Source organism: Rhizobium leguminosarum (genome assembly GCF_019798305.1).
Lineage (GTDB): Bacteria > Pseudomonadota > Alphaproteobacteria > Rhizobiales > Rhizobiaceae > Rhizobium > Rhizobium leguminosarum_U.
In genome coordinates this window covers 184,477-199,087 of the sequence record NZ_JAAXDD010000015.1, presented here as the reverse complement: position 1 = coordinate 199,087, position 14,611 = coordinate 184,477, and the positions used below count along the sequence as shown (strand labels likewise).

The window sequence follows — 14,611 nt, the reverse complement described above, 5'->3', positions numbered from 1 at the left end:
AAACGGTGAGATCCTCGAGCGCGCCCGGCATGGAACCTCACATCTCGATGATCGATCGGCGGACGCGGCCGACGATGGTGACGGCGCCCTGGAATTCCGGCGGCGGCACGTCCTCGTAGGAAGCCGGCTGGAAGGGCGGGTCGTCGTTCGGGCGATAGCGCTTGTAGGTTGCAGCCCCCGTCTCGTCGGCAACGACATAGAGCGCGTTCGGCGCCAGGCGCTTGTCGCGCAGATTGACGAAGATGATCGAGCCGGGCGGCGAGATCTTGTTCATCGAATTGCCTTCGACCTCGAGCGCGATCCATTCGCCATCGGGCAGATCGAGGGCGGCGACCGTCGGGAATTCCGAAAAATCGGTGATCGGCGCCTGCTCGCTCAGTTGCCCGGCGCTGACCCAGGAGATTTTTGGGACGTCGGCGACGGAGACCGGCAGCTCATCCGGATCGAGCGCGTTGCCGGCGCCGAACTGCAGCCAGTTGAGATTGACCTTGAAAGCGCGGGCATATTTCTTCGCATCGGCAATGCCGAAGCCGTTGCGGCCGGATTCATGCGCCTTGTAGACATTCGCATTCCAGCCGAACCGACCGACGATCGCCTTCGGCCCAGCAAAGCCCGCATTTTTTCGGGCCATGACGAGGCGCTTTGCGCGTTCTTCGCGCTCAAATTGTTCCTGCTCTTTCAACATGATATAGAAAATACCCTAAAATAAGGTACATGTCATGCCCTAATGTGCTTGACATATCGGGTATTAAATGTACCCTAATCGCCATGACAAACAGCGACATCATCAACAACGGCCAGCCTATCGGACTGGAGGAGACGGCACCATGAGGTTCACCATTTCCTCGGAAGAGCGGCTCGCCATGGACGTCATGCCGACCGGCGTCATCATTCATCGGCCGCGCGGCCCAAGGGGTGGGCGGATATCGGTGATATCAGTTCGCAACGAGGATATCCCGTTCCTCGCCAAGGCCCTGCAGCAGGTGCTGAACGCCAACCGGGAGGTGGAATCACTATGACCGTCTCCACCGCGACACCCGCCCGCTACAGCGGCTGCCCGATGTGCAGCAAGGCGCTGTCGATTGCCGAGGTGATCGAGCGTCACTGCGAGAATTGCGATCGGCCGACCAGCCCGGAAGACATGCGGGAGACGATGATCCCGCCCGGCGCTCTGCCGATCCCCAACCCCGATAGCCCAGCCCCTCCCTGAAGGCTATCGGCCGCTGGCGTCGTTGCCCTCCCTCGGCGACGCCAGCATCTCGGACGCGACTCTGTCGCGCCCACCGGGCGCGACTGTGTCGTGCCCACCGGCGCGACGATGTCGTGTCCGACCCAGGCGGCGGCCTGGCAGACGACCGGAGCCTTTGCTCGCGCAAGAGCCGGCTCCGGTCGTCATCGATGAATTTGAAAATGAAGCATGAGGCTAGCCCCGCTCCGGCGGGAACGGCGAGCCGCGTTCGAAATCGGAAAGAAGGATCAAGCGATGAGCTTCCAGGCCGAGGCCGCCCCGGCGCAGCAAGGCGCTCCCATAAACGCGCTCGAACTCTTCCGCACCGGCCGGGACTACATCGAAATATCAGCCATCCTCGGCACGTCGGTGCCCTCGGTGGAAAGCGAAATCCACCGGCTACGAAGTGCCGAAAAGGGCGACACCGCCCAGCAGGACCATACCGGCGAGATCCGGCGGTTTCCCCGCCGCCCCGCCAGGCCGGGCGCCCCGGTCAATTTCGCCCGGCGGACGACGGAGGCTGCGGGTTTGAGGCCAACCATTCGTGGGGCCGTGGCGGCCGGAAGCCGGAAAGGCACATCGCATGGCTAAGGACACGGTGAGTGAGGAGATCATGGAGATCCTCCGCCCGGTGCTGGGCGAGGAGTTGGCGGCAGCGATCATCGTGCATCGCAAGCGCACGCTGAAGAAGCCGCTGACGGTCTATGCCGCCCGGATGCAGGCCAGGGAATATCTCATGACCGGCGATCCGGTCGGTGCCGCCGAAATGCAGATCTTCCGCGGCTGGCAGGCGATCAAATGCGACTGGTACCTCAAGGAGAAGGCGAGGGAGGCCGGGTCGATCAACAGCAGCACGAGAAGGACAGCAGTGGATGCCGCACGAGATTTCCCCTCTGGTGAAGATCATTTCGGGGATGCTTTCTGGCTTCCCGGCATCCGCAGGCACTGATCCCGACATGCAGATCCGCGCCTATCTCGTCGCCGTCGAGGGCCTGCCGGCAGAGGCGGTCTGGCGGGCGGCCAAACGCTTCATCTCCGGAAAGGTCAGGGATCATAACCGCGCCTTCGCCCCGAGCTCGGCGAGCTTTGCCGAAGAGTGCCGCCATCAGCAGGCGGCGATCGAGGCCGAGCGCCGGCCGCGCCTGGAAGCGGAACCCGAGGTGCCGCGGCCGAAAGTGCCGGCCTACAAGATGCAGCTGCTGCGCGATGCGGCCAATGGCAGCCGCAACGCCAAGCGGGAGCTCGCCCGCATGTTTCCCGACAACCCGATCATCGCCCGCGCCGCGCGAGATGCACAGGAGGCAGCCAAGTGACCATCACCTTTTGGACGGAAGACAAGATCGTCAGGGCGGAAAAGCTCTGGAAGGAAGGGCTGTCGGCGAGAGAAATCGCCACCCTGTTCGGCTCGAAGAAGAACACCGTCATCAACATGGCGCACCGCAACCGCGACAGGTTCCCCTCGAGGCAAGACACCTGGCATCCGCAGCCGAAGCCGGGCCCGCCCGTCCAGCCGATCCGCCACCCCGACCGCGTCACGCGGGTGACCCTGTCGGGCGCGCATGTGACGATGCCGCGCGTGCCCACCATCGATGGGCCTGCAGAGCCATGAGCCACGTCACCCCACGCGAAACCGAAGTGATCCGCTGGATGGCGGCGGGCAAGACGGCCGCCGAGATCGGCACCATTCTCGGCATCTCGCCGATCACCGTGAATACGCACATCGCCAACGCCAAGATGAAGCTCGGCGTCTTCAAGGAAACGGCGCTGGTCGCTGCGGCACTCAGAAACGGCATCATTCGATAGAAGGACGATCAGCATGGGCGGCAAAGCCACCAAGGTGAAGACAGGACGGGTCAACAAGGGCGCCGGCCGGCCGCGCAAGGAAAATGTCGAGCGTTTTCCCTGCGGCAAGATCAAGCCCTTCGAAACCGAGAAGGACAATATCAGCGTCGCGATCTCAGCCCGCCGCCGCATCCACGGCTTCGGCCGGACGGTTGATGACGAGACGGTCAAGAGCCCCTTTGCCGGCTACACCCTCGGCCGCATGTTCCTCGACGGACTGATCACCGCCGAACAGCGCCAGGCCGGCGACGATTATGCCGAGACGATCGCCCGCTACCACAAGACCACAGGCATCCCGGCCCCGAGCCCGAGAGCGCAATCGCTGTTCTCCGTCAAAGGCCATGAAGGCGAGCAGACCGAAACCTTCGCCGACCGCGCCCGCAAAGCCAGCAACCGCATGATGGCGCTGCAGGGCATCCTGCTGCGCTGCCCTGATGGCCCGCAGGTGCGCAGCGTGGTCTATAACGTCATAGTGATGGACTACGCCCACCTGCGCCAGATGCCGCCGCAGCAGTTGCTGTGGCTGCGGCGGGGATTGACGGCGTTGCGGGGGGCGAGGAGCGGTTGATGCGGTGGTTCACCCCCGTGTGTTGAGCCGTCGGATTTGCGGCTACGGCTGTGTCCGGCGGTGTTCGAAGCTGAGCCACAAAACGGACATTACTTCCATTGTAGAACGTTGTTAGGCATACGCAATTTCAATATCCGCACGCTCGTCGAGAATTCCAATCATATCTTCAACGACCTACGAGTACGTATGAATTTCTTCGCTGTGATATTGGGTGTGCTCGCCATTTGTGCTCTGCTGATCATAGCAGCCATAGCAGCTCTCTTTTTTGGGCTGCGACGCATGTGGCGGCGGACGCGACCCAACCAGCGCCTCCTGAGAACTCTCATTATAGCTTTGGGTCTGGGGGCTATCGCATTGCCCTACGTTGCCATCAAAATCGGAGAGCGAAACTACCTGCTCGCACGCGTTCCCAAACCACTCGAAGTGGCGGAGATCGAATACCGTCTGGAAGAATCTTGGGGTGTCGGTTTCATGCCCGGAGACAACGAGACCGGTTTCGTTGTCTATCGGCTGACCGATGTCAGTGCAGACTGGGCACGGAAACAGGGCCGCCAACTGGGCAAAATGCTGAAAGGGGCAAAAGGAGCGTGGCGTGAAACACCGGTCGACGACCGAAGCGACGAAACAGCGATAGGCCAATGGCATCCCTACGACCGTGATTCGGATATGATGGCGGTAGAGCGTCCTAAGCGCCACCCTGCGACGATATTTGAATACCTGGAAAAGTACGGCTTCACGATCTCAATTGAGCACGGCCGCGATGACGAAGCCAACCAGTCGATCCAGTCAAGTGGATCGTTTTATTCCTACGGAGAAGGCGGCAGTGTGACGATAGTTGATCCGGGCCGGGGTAAGGTTTATTTCGCTTACGCTGGATGAGCATCCATGACCATTCGCAATACCTTTGGATCCGGATTCGGGGTCAAAGACAAGCGGCCTTGGCTTTGCCGAGCCCGACATATGGAAGGCCGGGGCTTTTTGAGCTAACCCTTCAGCCTGCGCTGCGCTTCTGCTGTAGGATTTGCGAATGAACGACATCGACCTGTCGCCGGAATTTTACGTCGAATTTTCTCGCGGATGAGGCTCTGATTCCGGCGTCATCTATCATGTCACACGTCACAAAGACGGTGCTCGGTTCTCTGCGCTTGTCGCACGTTTTTTCATCACTGACCCCAGGATTCCTGCGGAAGGCGTTTTCCGCCACAAGAGGCTCGATTGTTTCGTGATCGATAAAAGCCGGGTTCCCAAGTCGGAGCGGCTTGCCGGGATTTTGTTTGAAGCCCTGAAAAAACACGGCGCGATTGACGAGCCCGCATGGCTGCAATGGTATGTTGCCGAGGAGCGCGGTGGTAAACCTCACGGCAATGTCCTCGACTTCGAATGACTCGGTACAGCGACGGAAGCGAAATTCTTCCATATGCCGTCTGCAGTCGCTGTATTTGCCGCAGAGCTCAACCCACCCTCCGTCTTCCTCGGGCTTGACCCGAGGATCCACGCCGGCCTCCATCAGCAACGGGCATGGATCCCAGGCTCAAGGCCTGGGATGACGGAGGGTGGGGCGTGTGTTTTCGCCAGACTCCTGGCCAATCGAGCCGAACACCTGCGCCGGATGCCGTTGCTCAAAGCCAAAGCCGAAGACGATCAGCACCCGCATTTGGCCCACCCTCTGCAACCCCGGCCAGCGCCGGGCAGGCCAAGCGCTGATCTTCATCACACGCCTAAACACAGGCGATCGGATTGACAGAAGATTAGCGGTTCGCACATACCTGCAGCGCCTGTTCTAATAGGGATATTGACGGATCCACCGTGAAATTGACGTTGCTGCAAGTCTTGAGGACATTGTGGGCGCAGCGGAGCAAGTGCCAAACACATGTCGTTCTCAAGGGACATAAGGAAGCAAAACTGTGATCTACGAGCTCAGAATTTACGACTGCCTGCCCGGCCGATTGCCCGCGCTGCTCAACCGCTTTGCCGAACATACGCTGACAATATGGGACAAGCACGGCATCAAGCAGGCGGGTTTCTTCACCACAATTGTGGGCGAAAGCAGCCAGCGTCTCACCTATCTCATCGCCTGGGAATCGCTAGCCGATCGCGAGGTGAAATGGAAAGCTTTCACCACTGATCCCGCATGGCTTAAGGCCCGCGACGAGTCAGAGCGCGACGGGCAAATCATCTCCAATATCTCTAGCCAGCTGTTGTCACCGACCGCCTTTTCGGCAGTAAAGTAAGACACCACCGATCCCCGCTTGCCGCCAGTCGGAATTCCACCCGATCTGGTCATCCGCGGAAGCGATGACGAACGGCAGCTCCTAGAACAGGATGATTTTAGGCCCGGTCGGCCTAAAATCTGAATCCTGTTCTAAATTAAATAGTTGGAGCATGATGTCGTCCGAAAACCGACCACACTTTTCGGCATCATGCTCTAGGATATCGCCAACGCTGCCCTAACGGCCGGAATGGGGCGCTTCGCCGACGGCTCTTCATCACCATCGGCAAAATCGCTTCGGTCAGATCTCAGTGGCTTCGGAGAGCGAAAGCGCGCCTGCACCAGATTCCGCCGCCGTTGTTCTCGTGGGCGAGCAGGTGGCTTGCGGCGGACGAGGGCCGGGTGACGCCGGAGCTGCTCGGCCCGGCGCTCATCCGCGTGGGCGCTGGATCAGGTCAGTCGCATGGTCTTCCATCCAGGCGACCTCAAGCATCCCCTCGTCAAGCACGCCGCGGCTGGCCAATTCCATCTCCCATGCGGAGCCCGCTGCAGCAAGGTTGCGCATATGTTGCTGCATTTGCCGAACCCGTTCGATTCCGGCCTGCATGATGCCGATCTCCGGCGTTATCCCGTAGGCGTCGAGCAGCAATTGAAAGCGCCGGGCTTTCTCGCGGACGCCCGTTTGCAAGCCATGCGCCTCGCATTTCTCGTCACGCCAGAACGGCACCCAGCGCCAGGCAACAAAGCCGAGGTCCCAGGCGCGCGGTCCCGGCGCTGCCGCGTCCCAATCGATGAAAGCCACGGGGAGCCCGGCTTGAAACACCGTATTCCACGGCGTCAGGTCATTGTGGCAGACCGTTTCAACAGGGTGCCGGGCGTCAAGACGCCATTCGCGATCTTTCCATGAAAAGCTGGCTGCAGCATCGTGGTAGGATCGCAGCAATTGTCCCAGGCGCTCGAGGACGCTGTCGCGCCAGACATAATCCGGGAGACGGAGATCGAAGCGACCGCCTTTATCGGGATGGAAGCCTTCGCCGTTGCCGACGTCACCGTCGATATAGGTGAGGACTTCCCGACCCTGGTCATCCAGGCCGAGCGCACGCGGGCAGCCATCATATCCCTGGAGCTCGACGTGCCGCAGCAAGTCGAGAACGGCGGGAGACCACGCACGTCCGCCGCGCCGCACCGTTTCGCCGATGCGCACGACGTTCGAATCCTTGCCGCCGGTCAGAGGAATTTCTGGCTCGTCCATAGCCTAGCTTAGGCGAGGGCGAACTGACGGGTCAACGGACAAGATACCCGCAAAGGCGAGGAGCGTCGAACCGACGTCATCGACGATCGCAGCAGGCAATAGCCGCGAAAGCCCGCAAAGCCGGTCGGGCATGGCGAGCAGCTTGATTAGGAGCCGATAGTCCATAGGTCCCTCCGTGCCTTGATTCTGGCGCCGACAAACGAGTGACGGCTGGGTCGGCGGGCTCAGCGGCGGACGCGGTAGCGGATGTGCGTGGCCTCGGGTGTATCGATCACCCGAACGATCTCCAACTCGACGCGCGATGGTAAGACTTCGAACATTCGGCGGCCACATCCGAACAAGACTGGAACCTGGTGTATTTGCAGTTCGTCGAGCACGCCAGCTTCCAGCGCCCGTTGCGCCGTATACGCACCAAGCATCAACACGTCCCGGTCCCCGGCGGCGGCCTTCGCCTGCGCCATTGCGCTCTCGATCCCGTTGCTCACGTATTTGACCAACGGATAATTCGCGACGGATGGCCCCGGCGGCCTGTGACTGGGTACGAAGATCGCGACACCGTGATTGTCACCGCCCCAGTGATCGACCTGCTCCACGGTTCGGCGACCCGCCAGAATCGCACCTGGCGCGTTCCATTCGTCCCACAATTGTCCGACCGGTCCGGTCGGTCGGGAAAAATCCCCGTACCACTCGTGCAACCGCATAAAGTCGTCGCCGCCGGGATTGCCCACCTCATCGTTGGGCCCCGCGATATACCCGTCCAGTGACATGGACATGAAGAGCACTGATGCAGACACTTTTATCTCCTGTGGTCTTTTTCCAAAATGGAGCGGTGGGAATTCGCTCTGCGGGTGGGCTATTGATGCAAAAGCTCGTTCAGGCAAGCGGAGAGCGCGGGCGGACAGTCTTGATGTTCCCAAGGACGCTCGAGCGACGCTGACGCCGACATCCAGAATACGGATTTTGGGTACTGCCCCTATAGGGGCGATCAGGGAGACCAGCGGCGGGAAGCCGCTGGCATGTTTCCCTGCTCGTTCGGGGAAGATGTGTCGGTGCGCATAGGCCCAGGGACTGGTATCACAGAGGTTGGGGATGCGTTTTCGCTAAACTCTGACCGGATCGAGCCGAAACCCGCCGTGGAGCGATAGCGCACTTTAGCGACGCCGGACGAACCCTTTTCGTTGCCGCTCCATGGGCGTATTTTGCTCTCAAACTGTCTCAACTTGGCGTTGGAGAGTGCAGTGTTTGCGGACGGCCGTCGCACGTTCCTGCTCTTTTTGGCCGTCGCATCGTGTCAACTGACGTTCGCGCCGCGATCGGGTGCGGCAGACGACACCGTGACGATCGGCAGCGGAATGCTGAAGGGTGAGAGGTCGGGCACGGTCGTCAGCTTCAAGGGCATACCCTATGCGGCACCGCCGGTGGGCGATCTGAGATGGCGCAATCCGAGACCAGTGGAGACATGGAGCGGGATCAAGGATGCCCGCGATTTCGGTCCGTCCTGCATGCAGACCGACGACCTGCCGAAGTCAGAGGATTGTTTGACCCTCAATGTCTGGACACCCGTCAAGCGTCCGCGGACGCCGCTGCCGGTGATGGTTTGGATTTATGGCGGTGCTCTTGTCCATGGAAACACCCCTCAATATCCCGGTGGCCAGCTGGCCGCCCAGAGAATTGTGTTCGTCAGCATGAACTACCGCATAGGCCGGCTGGGTTATTTTGCCCATCCGGCGCTGATGAACGAATCCCCTGACGAGCCCGTCGGCAACTATGGTTACATGGACCAGCTTGCAGCCTTGAAATGGGTCCAGAAAAATATCGAAGCCTTCGGCGGCGATCCGAAGAAAGTGACGATATTCGGAGAGTCGGCCGGTGGCGGATCGGTGATGGCGCACATGATATCGCCGTTGTCACGCGGGCTTTTCCGCGGCGCCATTCTACAGTCACCGAGTTTGCCGACCGCGCGTGCTGAGAGCACGCCTTTGTCAACATTGAAAGCAGCAGAGAAAACCGCGTTGGACTATGCGGCTTCTCTGGGAATCAATGGCAGCGATGCCGAGGCTCTCACGGCCCTTCGGGCGCTGCCTGCGGAAAAGCTGACCGAAGGTGCATCGGCACAAGACGTGCTGGCGGGAATGTCGACAGGCAAGCCCGTCATCGGCATCTCAGGCGCGATGGTCGACGGACGGTTTTTGCTCGAAACGCCGGAAGCGGCTTTTGCGGCCGGCCGTCAAGCGCCGGTTCCCGTCATCGTCGGTACAAACGATCGGGATCTCGGTATCGGTCAGGCCGCGACGAAAGACGATCTCTTCGCGCTGTTCGGGAAGCATGCAGCCGAAGCCCGCACCCTCTACGATCCCACCGGCCAACAAACTCTCGATGAGCTGAAGCAGCAGGTTCTGGCCGACAAAACGCTTGTTGAACCATCCCGCCATCTCGCTGACGAGATGATCCGTGCTGGTCAGCCGACGTGGTGGTATCGCTTCTCCTATGTCGCCGACGCTCTGCGCAACGATCCGGCATGGAAAGGCACTCCGCACGGCTTCGAAATTCCGTATACGCTCGACATTCCAGACGCACTGGTCAAAGACAAGGTGACACCTGCCGACTGGGCCATGGCCACATTGGCGAGTGCTTACTGGGTTCAATTTGCAACGAGCGGTGACCCCAATGGCGGCTCACGGCCAAAATGGCCTCACCACGACCCATTCGTCCAGAGGGTCATCGACTTCACCAATCACGGCGTGACGTTCGGAGCCGATCCGCTGAAACCGAGGCTCGACCTCTGGCAAAGCTATTGGGAGGCCCGTCACTGAGCGGCCAAACTCGGCAAACCCTGAACCCTGGTGATCGGAGGGGGATTCCATTTGCCGGTGAGGGCTTCGGCCTTTGGGCTGTAGAGACGCATGGTGAGGTTGAACGCCCCCTTGGGTGCGGGCAGCCAGTTGGCTTCCTTGTCTTTGCCGGGGCTCTCGTTCTGGAAATAGATGTCGAGAGAGCCGTCGGAATTGATCTTGAACGGCATCCAGCTGCTGGCCGCAAACCGGTTGAGCACGCTTGCCACCTGGAAACCTTCCCCGTCGTAGAGGGTGATCGACCAGAAAGCGTTCACGGGCGGCGTTGCTCCCTTCTCGAAGTGAATCATGTACTTGTTGGCGCCATCGAGCGGCTTGCCGGTTTCGTCGAACAGGTTCAGCGGGTAGATCGCGTCTTCAGGAAGATTGGCGCCGAGCCCGACTTGCGTGACGATCGCCCGCTTCAGGTAGTAATTTCCGTAGACGCCCATGGTGTCGGTATTCATCGACCAGCCATTCGCAACGCGCGAAAGGGTCGGCACCTTCCACGCCATCAGCTGCTGGGCTGCTTCGGGCACATCTTCCAGCGCCTTCTTGACGGCGGGGGCGAGCTTATCGAAGTCGAAGCTCTTACCGGGCTCGATGCCGATGCGTTTCATCTGGGCGATGATCGGCTGGTCGGTCATGTGGGGCGGGTGCAGCTTCAGCAGTTCGGCAGCGTAGGTGAAGTATGTCGCAGCCGCCATGGTATCGACTTGAATCTTCGGCGGCGTTTTCATATCGACGCTCGGGTCGATCTTGGCCGTGACCGGCTGGGCCGCCTTGCCCCAGTCAGACAGCGGCGTGACCGTGTAGCCGGCTTGAATGGCATGCACGGCAGCATAATCCGAAGGTCCGTCCGTCTTGGTGCGTCCGATGATCCAGACATAAGGGGTCGGCGCGGCAAGCCGCGTCACACCGTCCGGAACCGTCCCCGTCCAGTCGGGCGGCGTGACGAGAAACTGCCCTGCCGCCGTTCCCGTCGTCCGCCAGCCCGGCGACGCGAAGACATCCGTCCACATGTCGAGCATCGGCAGGAGATAATATCGTCCGGCCGTATCCGGCGCGGAAATGATCAGCGGCTCCTTGGTAAGGTCCAGCCACGCAATAGAGTAAAGCGTATCGAAATTCGAACGCACGACGCCTTTGAAATCGGCGGGGGGATATTCCGGAACGTTTACGAACATATTCATCGGCCCTTTGCCGAACTCCTTGCCGGGCTCGACATTGGTGAACTGCTTCCGGGTGACGTCCATCGACAGCAGCGGATAGAAGTAGACGTAGGCATCCACGCCGATGTTATGCGCCTCCTGCTCCGAAATCGCCTCCTGAGCAAAAGCGGCTTCCGAAAGGGAAAGACCGACAAGAAGTCCTACCGTGAGCGATATTGCACGTTTGATCATCATCATGTCCTCATCGACAACAGTCGGTTCGAAGCCTAGGGCGGCGGTTCAGGTGAGATGCTGGAGGCGTGTTGACGGCCATGGCATCGGCCGGAAAATCGAAATGGATTTTCGGAAAGCACGATGCGTAGATTCAACATGTTGGAGCGTCCGAAAGGACGCACGGCACTCTGGGGCTTGTCGTCGTCCATCCCCGGAATGTCACGGTGATGGACGACGAACACCGTGACCGGCACTGCTACCTCGGACCATAGTGCCTTTACCGAAAGTTGCAATTACCTCGAAGGAGGTAGGCCGTGACCTTATGAATGCGGAATGACCGAGTTGGGTGGCCGGCTGTCCTCACGAGCGAACTGGTCCGGACCCGCCGACCAGGCAGACTGAGAACACCCCAGCGCTGTGGCGTTTCATCCAAGGGCGGTGATGGCTGGAAGGATTTGCCGATCGTAAAGCGCCAACTCCTCGACGGTTGGCGGCTCGAACAGCTTCGACCACCTCAGCAGGTCCGCCCGCGAAATGTCGAACGTACCGGCTGGAAGCGCGGCGTTTCGCCGGGAGACCCGGTCCCAAAGCGCATCAAAGGGAACGTCGAGGTAGCAGAGGACGACGCGGGCACCGGCTGCGCGCGCTTCCTCCCGGCAGGCGTCGCGTTCTGCCCGTGACCACACTCCCCAATCCACGACGACGTTGCATTGAAGCCTGATGGCACGCAGAGCGATCTGCCATTGCAGGCTCTCGACTCTGCCTCGGCACGGACCGGTTTCGGCTTCCGGGGTGGAGATGCCAGGGTAAAGCATGTGCATCCAGTCGTCGCCGGTCAGACGCAGGGCAGATGCTTCATGTTCGATGATCTTGGCAAGCGACGTCTTCCCCGAACCGGGAAGACCGCAAGTGAGGTAGAGCGTGGGCATTGGAAAATCTCTGATTTGGCTTGGGCAAGGGGAAGTGGCCCCGCGGTGTCGTGCAGGACTGCGCTTCGCTCAAGGCCGCAAGGCGCGGCCAATCAGAGGTGTGTTGCCATGGTCTGTCTTGTAGGAGCGCTCTGCTCTGGGGTCAAGACGGAGCGCATGGGTGGCGGACATTCGGGCGGGTGCGGAGATCGTCGTGACCTGACCCTGAATGGGCTTTCGGAACGACCGCGTTGGACGGCCGGCAGCATGACGAAGCCGTCATTGCGTGGGGCTGCACCACCGGCTGCGTCCACATCAGCCGTGGACAACGCGATCTCAACCAGGATCGCTCTGAGCAGTGGCTAAAAGTTCTTTCTTGCCCTCTGTCTCCCTGTTATCTTGGACGTTGGGAGATTGCGCCATGAGCGAGAACCGAAAGCTGGCTGCAATCCTGGCCGCGGACGTGGTCGGGTACAGCCGCCTTGCCGGCGCCGACGAGGACCTCACCCTGGCGAGGTTGCGGACACTGCGCAGCGATCTCATCGATCCGACGATCGCCGTGCACCATGGCCGGGTGGTGAAGCGCACCGGCGATGGTGCGCTGGTCGAGTTCCGCAGCGTGGTGGACGCCGTGCGTTGCGCCATTGAGGTGCAGAACGGCATGGTGGAGCGCAATGACGGCGTCCCGCAGGACCGTCGCATCGAGTTCCGGATCGGTATCCATTTGGGCGATGTCGTCGAGGAAAGCGACGGCGATCTGATGGGCGACGGCGTCAACATCGCCTCGCGATTGGAGGGCGTCGCCGCGGCGGGCGCCATCTGCCTGTCCGAGGATGCCTATCGCCAGGTCAAGGCGAGGCTCGACCTCTCGGTCAGCGATCTCGGCAGCACGCAGCTCAAGAACATCGCCGAGCCGATCCGGGTCTATTCGCTGCAAGTCGGCAGCGCAGGGACCAAGGTAGCCGCGGCCTCGGAAGCCGCGACAAGCCAACCGGCGACGGCAGCGCCGCCGAAGCTGTCGATCGCCGTCCTGCCCTTCGCCAACATGAGCGGTGACGTCGAACAGGACTACTTCGCCGACGGCATCTCGGAAGACATCATCACGGCGCTATCGAAGCTGTCGCAGCTCTTCGTCATCGCTCGCAATTCGTCGTTCACTTTCAAGGGCAAGAACGTCCAAGTGCAGGAAGTGGGCACGAAGCTCGGCGTGCGGCATGTCCTTGAGGGCAGCGTACGCAAATCGGGAAACAGGGTACGCATCACCGCACAGCTCATCGACGCGACCACCGGCGGGCATCTATGGGCGGAGCGGTTCGACCGCGACCTCACCGACATATTCGCGGTTCAGGACGATGTCACCCAGCAGATCGTCGGCGCGCTGGCGGTCAACCTGACGGAGGGCGATCGGCAAAGACTTGCGCCGGGCCAGACCCGGCACCCCGAGGCGTATGACTGCTTCCTGCGTGGCCGGGAGCTGTGGCACCGGCTGACGAAGCAAACGAACAGCGACGCCCGCGACCTTTTGCAACGTGCCATCGAACTGGACCCGAACTTCGCCTCGGCGCACGCCTTCCTCGCCCTGACCCACGGGCTCGACTACCTGAACCGGTGGAGCGCGTTGCCGCAGCGCTCGCTCGAGCAAGCCGAAGCGGCGGCGACCCTGGCGGTAGCGCGGGATGATAGCGATCCCGTGGCGCACTGGTCGCTGGGTATGGTCAAGCTTTACTCGCGACAGCACGATCGAGCCATCAGCGAGGTCGAGCGTGCGATCGTCCTCAATCCGAACTTCGCCGAAGGGCAGGTCAGCCTCGGCGAGGCACTCATCTATTCAGGCAGGCCTGAGGAGGCACTCGCCTATTTCGATCGGGCGAGGGTCCTGAACCCGTATTTTCCGGATATCGTTCTTCACTTTCAGGCCTTGGCCTTGTTTCAACTGGAAAGGTACCAAGAGGCCGTCGAACTGTTGCTGCAGCGCGTCAGCCGCAACCCCGTCACCGATGTCTCGCGCGCACTTCTGGCCGCCTGTTACGGGCACCTCGGCCGTTTCGAAGAGGCTCGCGCGACGTGGCAAGAGGTGCTGCGCGTCAATCCCGACTACTCCTTGGAATACCGTCGCAAAGTCCTGCCCTTCAAGAACCCCGCCGATTTCGAGCTCGTCGTGGACGGGCTACGCAAGGCCGGTGTCGTGCAATGACGGTGATCACTGTCCGATCTTGAATCGGTTGCCGCCATTTGCACAGAGGATGAGCAAAAGCCGGTGCCGGCGCAACGACGACCTCCAGCGTGATCGCCAGCAAGATCTGCTTTCAGGAAGCTGCGTGTCGTGCAGGACTGCGCTTGGCTGAAGGCCGCAAGACGCGGCCAATCGGAGGTGTGTTGCCATAGTCA

At 61.0% G+C, this 14,611-nt stretch carries 18 protein-coding genes and 1 pseudogene; 13 read left to right on the top strand and 6 right to left on the bottom strand.

The features are described from left to right. Window positions 1-37: 37 nt before the first annotated feature. Window positions 38-685, bottom strand: coding sequence for a S24 family peptidase (locus HFO99_RS25770; RefSeq protein WP_222364427.1), 648 nt, complete (start codon window positions 683-685; stop codon window positions 38-40). A 142-nt stretch (window positions 686-827) separates the two neighbouring features. On the opposite strand from HFO99_RS25770, the gene HFO99_RS25765 reads away from it, so the two are divergent. From HFO99_RS25765 to HFO99_RS33665, 10 genes and pseudogenes are all read left to right on the top strand, one after another. Then, window positions 828-1,019: a hypothetical protein gene (locus HFO99_RS25765; RefSeq protein ID WP_222364426.1), complete on the top strand. Its 192-nt coding sequence runs from the start codon at window positions 828-830 to the stop codon at window positions 1,017-1,019. Next, the gene (locus HFO99_RS25760) at window positions 1,016-1,210 is read left to right on the top strand and encodes a hypothetical protein (protein ID WP_222364425.1); all 195 of its coding nucleotides are present in this window, start codon (window positions 1,016-1,018) and stop codon (window positions 1,208-1,210) included. Before HFO99_RS25765 ends, HFO99_RS25760 begins: the two co-directional genes overlap by 4 nt. A gap of 273 nt (window positions 1,211-1,483) precedes the next feature. Beyond that, a pseudogene (locus tag HFO99_RS25755) lies at window positions 1,484-1,760 on the top strand (sigma-70 family RNA polymerase sigma factor). 51 nt (window positions 1,761-1,811) lie between these two features. After that, a complete protein-coding gene (locus HFO99_RS25750; protein WP_222364424.1) occupies window positions 1,812-2,177 on the top strand; it encodes a hypothetical protein in 366 nt (121 codons plus the stop codon). Beyond that, complete coding sequence (locus tag HFO99_RS25745) at window positions 2,143-2,541, top strand: hypothetical protein (RefSeq protein WP_180694243.1); 399 nt, start codon at window positions 2,143-2,145, stop codon at window positions 2,539-2,541. The genes HFO99_RS25750 and HFO99_RS25745 overlap by 35 nt, the downstream gene beginning before the upstream one ends. Further along, on the top strand, window positions 2,538-2,837 hold the full coding sequence (locus HFO99_RS25740) for a GcrA family cell cycle regulator (RefSeq protein WP_222364423.1): 300 nt from the start codon (window positions 2,538-2,540) through the stop codon (window positions 2,835-2,837). The genes HFO99_RS25745 and HFO99_RS25740 overlap by 4 nt, the downstream gene beginning before the upstream one ends. Continuing rightward, window positions 2,834-3,031 (top strand): response regulator transcription factor, encoded by a 198-nt coding sequence (locus tag HFO99_RS25735; protein ID WP_162118238.1) that lies wholly within the window; start codon window positions 2,834-2,836, stop codon window positions 3,029-3,031. The genes HFO99_RS25740 and HFO99_RS25735 overlap by 4 nt, the downstream gene beginning before the upstream one ends. Window positions 3,032-3,044: 13 nt before the next feature. Then, on the top strand, window positions 3,045-3,638 hold the full coding sequence (locus tag HFO99_RS25730; RefSeq protein WP_222364422.1) for a hypothetical protein: 594 nt from the start codon (window positions 3,045-3,047) through the stop codon (window positions 3,636-3,638). A 60-nt stretch (window positions 3,639-3,698) separates the two neighbouring features. Further along, window positions 3,699-4,517: a hypothetical protein gene (locus tag HFO99_RS25725; protein ID WP_315860502.1), complete on the top strand. Its 819-nt coding sequence runs from the start codon at window positions 3,699-3,701 to the stop codon at window positions 4,515-4,517. A 343-nt stretch (window positions 4,518-4,860) separates the two neighbouring features. Next, a complete protein-coding gene (locus tag HFO99_RS33665; RefSeq protein WP_261323329.1) occupies window positions 4,861-5,022 on the top strand; it encodes a hypothetical protein in 162 nt (53 codons plus the stop codon). A 147-nt stretch (window positions 5,023-5,169) separates the two neighbouring features. Here the strand turns inward: HFO99_RS33665 and HFO99_RS33660 are convergent, their stop codons facing one another. Further along, on the bottom strand, window positions 5,170-5,292 hold the full coding sequence (locus tag HFO99_RS33660) for a hypothetical protein (RefSeq protein ID WP_261323328.1): 123 nt from the start codon (window positions 5,290-5,292) through the stop codon (window positions 5,170-5,172). A gap of 250 nt (window positions 5,293-5,542) precedes the next feature. Here HFO99_RS33660 and HFO99_RS25715 point away from each other — a divergent pair, with 250 nt between their 5' ends. Then, entirely contained in the window at window positions 5,543-5,869 is a 327-nt protein-coding gene (locus HFO99_RS25715; protein ID WP_222336388.1) for an NIPSNAP family protein, read from the top strand. A gap of 408 nt (window positions 5,870-6,277) precedes the next feature. Here HFO99_RS25715 and HFO99_RS25710 read toward each other — a convergent pair whose 3' ends face one another. Together HFO99_RS25710 and HFO99_RS25705 are read right to left on the bottom strand one after the other, a co-directional pair. Continuing rightward, window positions 6,278-7,099, bottom strand: coding sequence for an aminoglycoside phosphotransferase family protein (locus HFO99_RS25710; RefSeq protein ID WP_222364421.1), 822 nt, complete (start codon window positions 7,097-7,099; stop codon window positions 6,278-6,280). 224 nt (window positions 7,100-7,323) lie between these two features. Further along, entirely contained in the window at window positions 7,324-7,881 is a 558-nt protein-coding gene (locus tag HFO99_RS25705; RefSeq protein WP_222364486.1) for a dihydrofolate reductase family protein, read from the bottom strand. A gap of 456 nt (window positions 7,882-8,337) precedes the next feature. Here HFO99_RS25705 and HFO99_RS25700 point away from each other — a divergent pair, with 456 nt between their 5' ends. Then, window positions 8,338-9,912 carry a carboxylesterase/lipase family protein gene (locus HFO99_RS25700; protein WP_222364420.1) on the top strand — a complete coding sequence of 525 codons (1,575 nt, stop codon included), beginning with the start codon at window positions 8,338-8,340 and terminating at the stop codon, window positions 9,910-9,912. Here HFO99_RS25700 and HFO99_RS25695 read toward each other — a convergent pair. After that, window positions 9,906-11,333 carry a DUF1254 domain-containing protein gene (locus tag HFO99_RS25695; protein WP_222364419.1) on the bottom strand — a complete coding sequence of 476 codons (1,428 nt, stop codon included), beginning with the start codon at window positions 11,331-11,333 and terminating at the stop codon, window positions 9,906-9,908. The two genes, HFO99_RS25700 and HFO99_RS25695, sit on opposite strands and share 7 nt — an antisense overlap. 407 nt (window positions 11,334-11,740) lie before the next feature. Next, on the bottom strand, window positions 11,741-12,244 hold the full coding sequence (locus tag HFO99_RS25690) for an AAA family ATPase (RefSeq protein ID WP_222364418.1): 504 nt from the start codon (window positions 12,242-12,244) through the stop codon (window positions 11,741-11,743). A 400-nt stretch (window positions 12,245-12,644) separates the two neighbouring features. On the opposite strand from HFO99_RS25690, the gene HFO99_RS25685 reads away from it, so the two are divergent. Then, window positions 12,645-14,417 (top strand): adenylate/guanylate cyclase domain-containing protein, encoded by a 1,773-nt coding sequence (locus HFO99_RS25685; RefSeq protein WP_222364417.1) that lies wholly within the window; start codon window positions 12,645-12,647, stop codon window positions 14,415-14,417. Window positions 14,418-14,611: the final 194 nt, after the last annotated feature.

Coding starts and splice junctions, on each gene's coding strand:
- HFO99_RS25765 (WP_222364426.1), top strand. CDS start 828: ATGAGGTTCACCATTTCCTCGGAAGAGCGGCTCGCCATGGACGTCATG.
- HFO99_RS25730 (WP_222364422.1), top strand. CDS start 3,045: ATGGGCGGCAAAGCCACCAAGGTGAAGACAGGACGGGTCAACAAGGGC.
- HFO99_RS25710 (WP_222364421.1), bottom strand. CDS start 7,099: ATGGACGAGCCAGAAATTCCTCTGACCGGCGGCAAGGATTCGAACGTC.
- HFO99_RS25695 (WP_222364419.1), bottom strand. CDS start 11,333: ATGATCAAACGTGCAATATCGCTCACGGTAGGACTTCTTGTCGGTCTT.
- HFO99_RS25735 (WP_162118238.1), top strand. CDS start 2,834: ATGAGCCACGTCACCCCACGCGAAACCGAAGTGATCCGCTGGATGGCG.
- HFO99_RS25770 (WP_222364427.1), bottom strand. CDS start 685: ATGTTGAAAGAGCAGGAACAATTTGAGCGCGAAGAACGCGCAAAGCGC.
- HFO99_RS25750 (WP_222364424.1), top strand. CDS start 1,812: ATGGCTAAGGACACGGTGAGTGAGGAGATCATGGAGATCCTCCGCCCG.
- HFO99_RS25760 (WP_222364425.1), top strand. CDS start 1,016: ATGACCGTCTCCACCGCGACACCCGCCCGCTACAGCGGCTGCCCGATG.
- HFO99_RS33660 (WP_261323328.1), bottom strand. CDS start 5,292: ATGCGGGTGCTGATCGTCTTCGGCTTTGGCTTTGAGCAACGGCATCCG.
- HFO99_RS25690 (WP_222364418.1), bottom strand. CDS start 12,244: ATGCCCACGCTCTACCTCACTTGCGGTCTTCCCGGTTCGGGGAAGACG.
- HFO99_RS25745 (WP_180694243.1), top strand. CDS start 2,143: ATGCTTTCTGGCTTCCCGGCATCCGCAGGCACTGATCCCGACATGCAG.
- HFO99_RS25685 (WP_222364417.1), top strand. CDS start 12,645: ATGAGCGAGAACCGAAAGCTGGCTGCAATCCTGGCCGCGGACGTGGTC.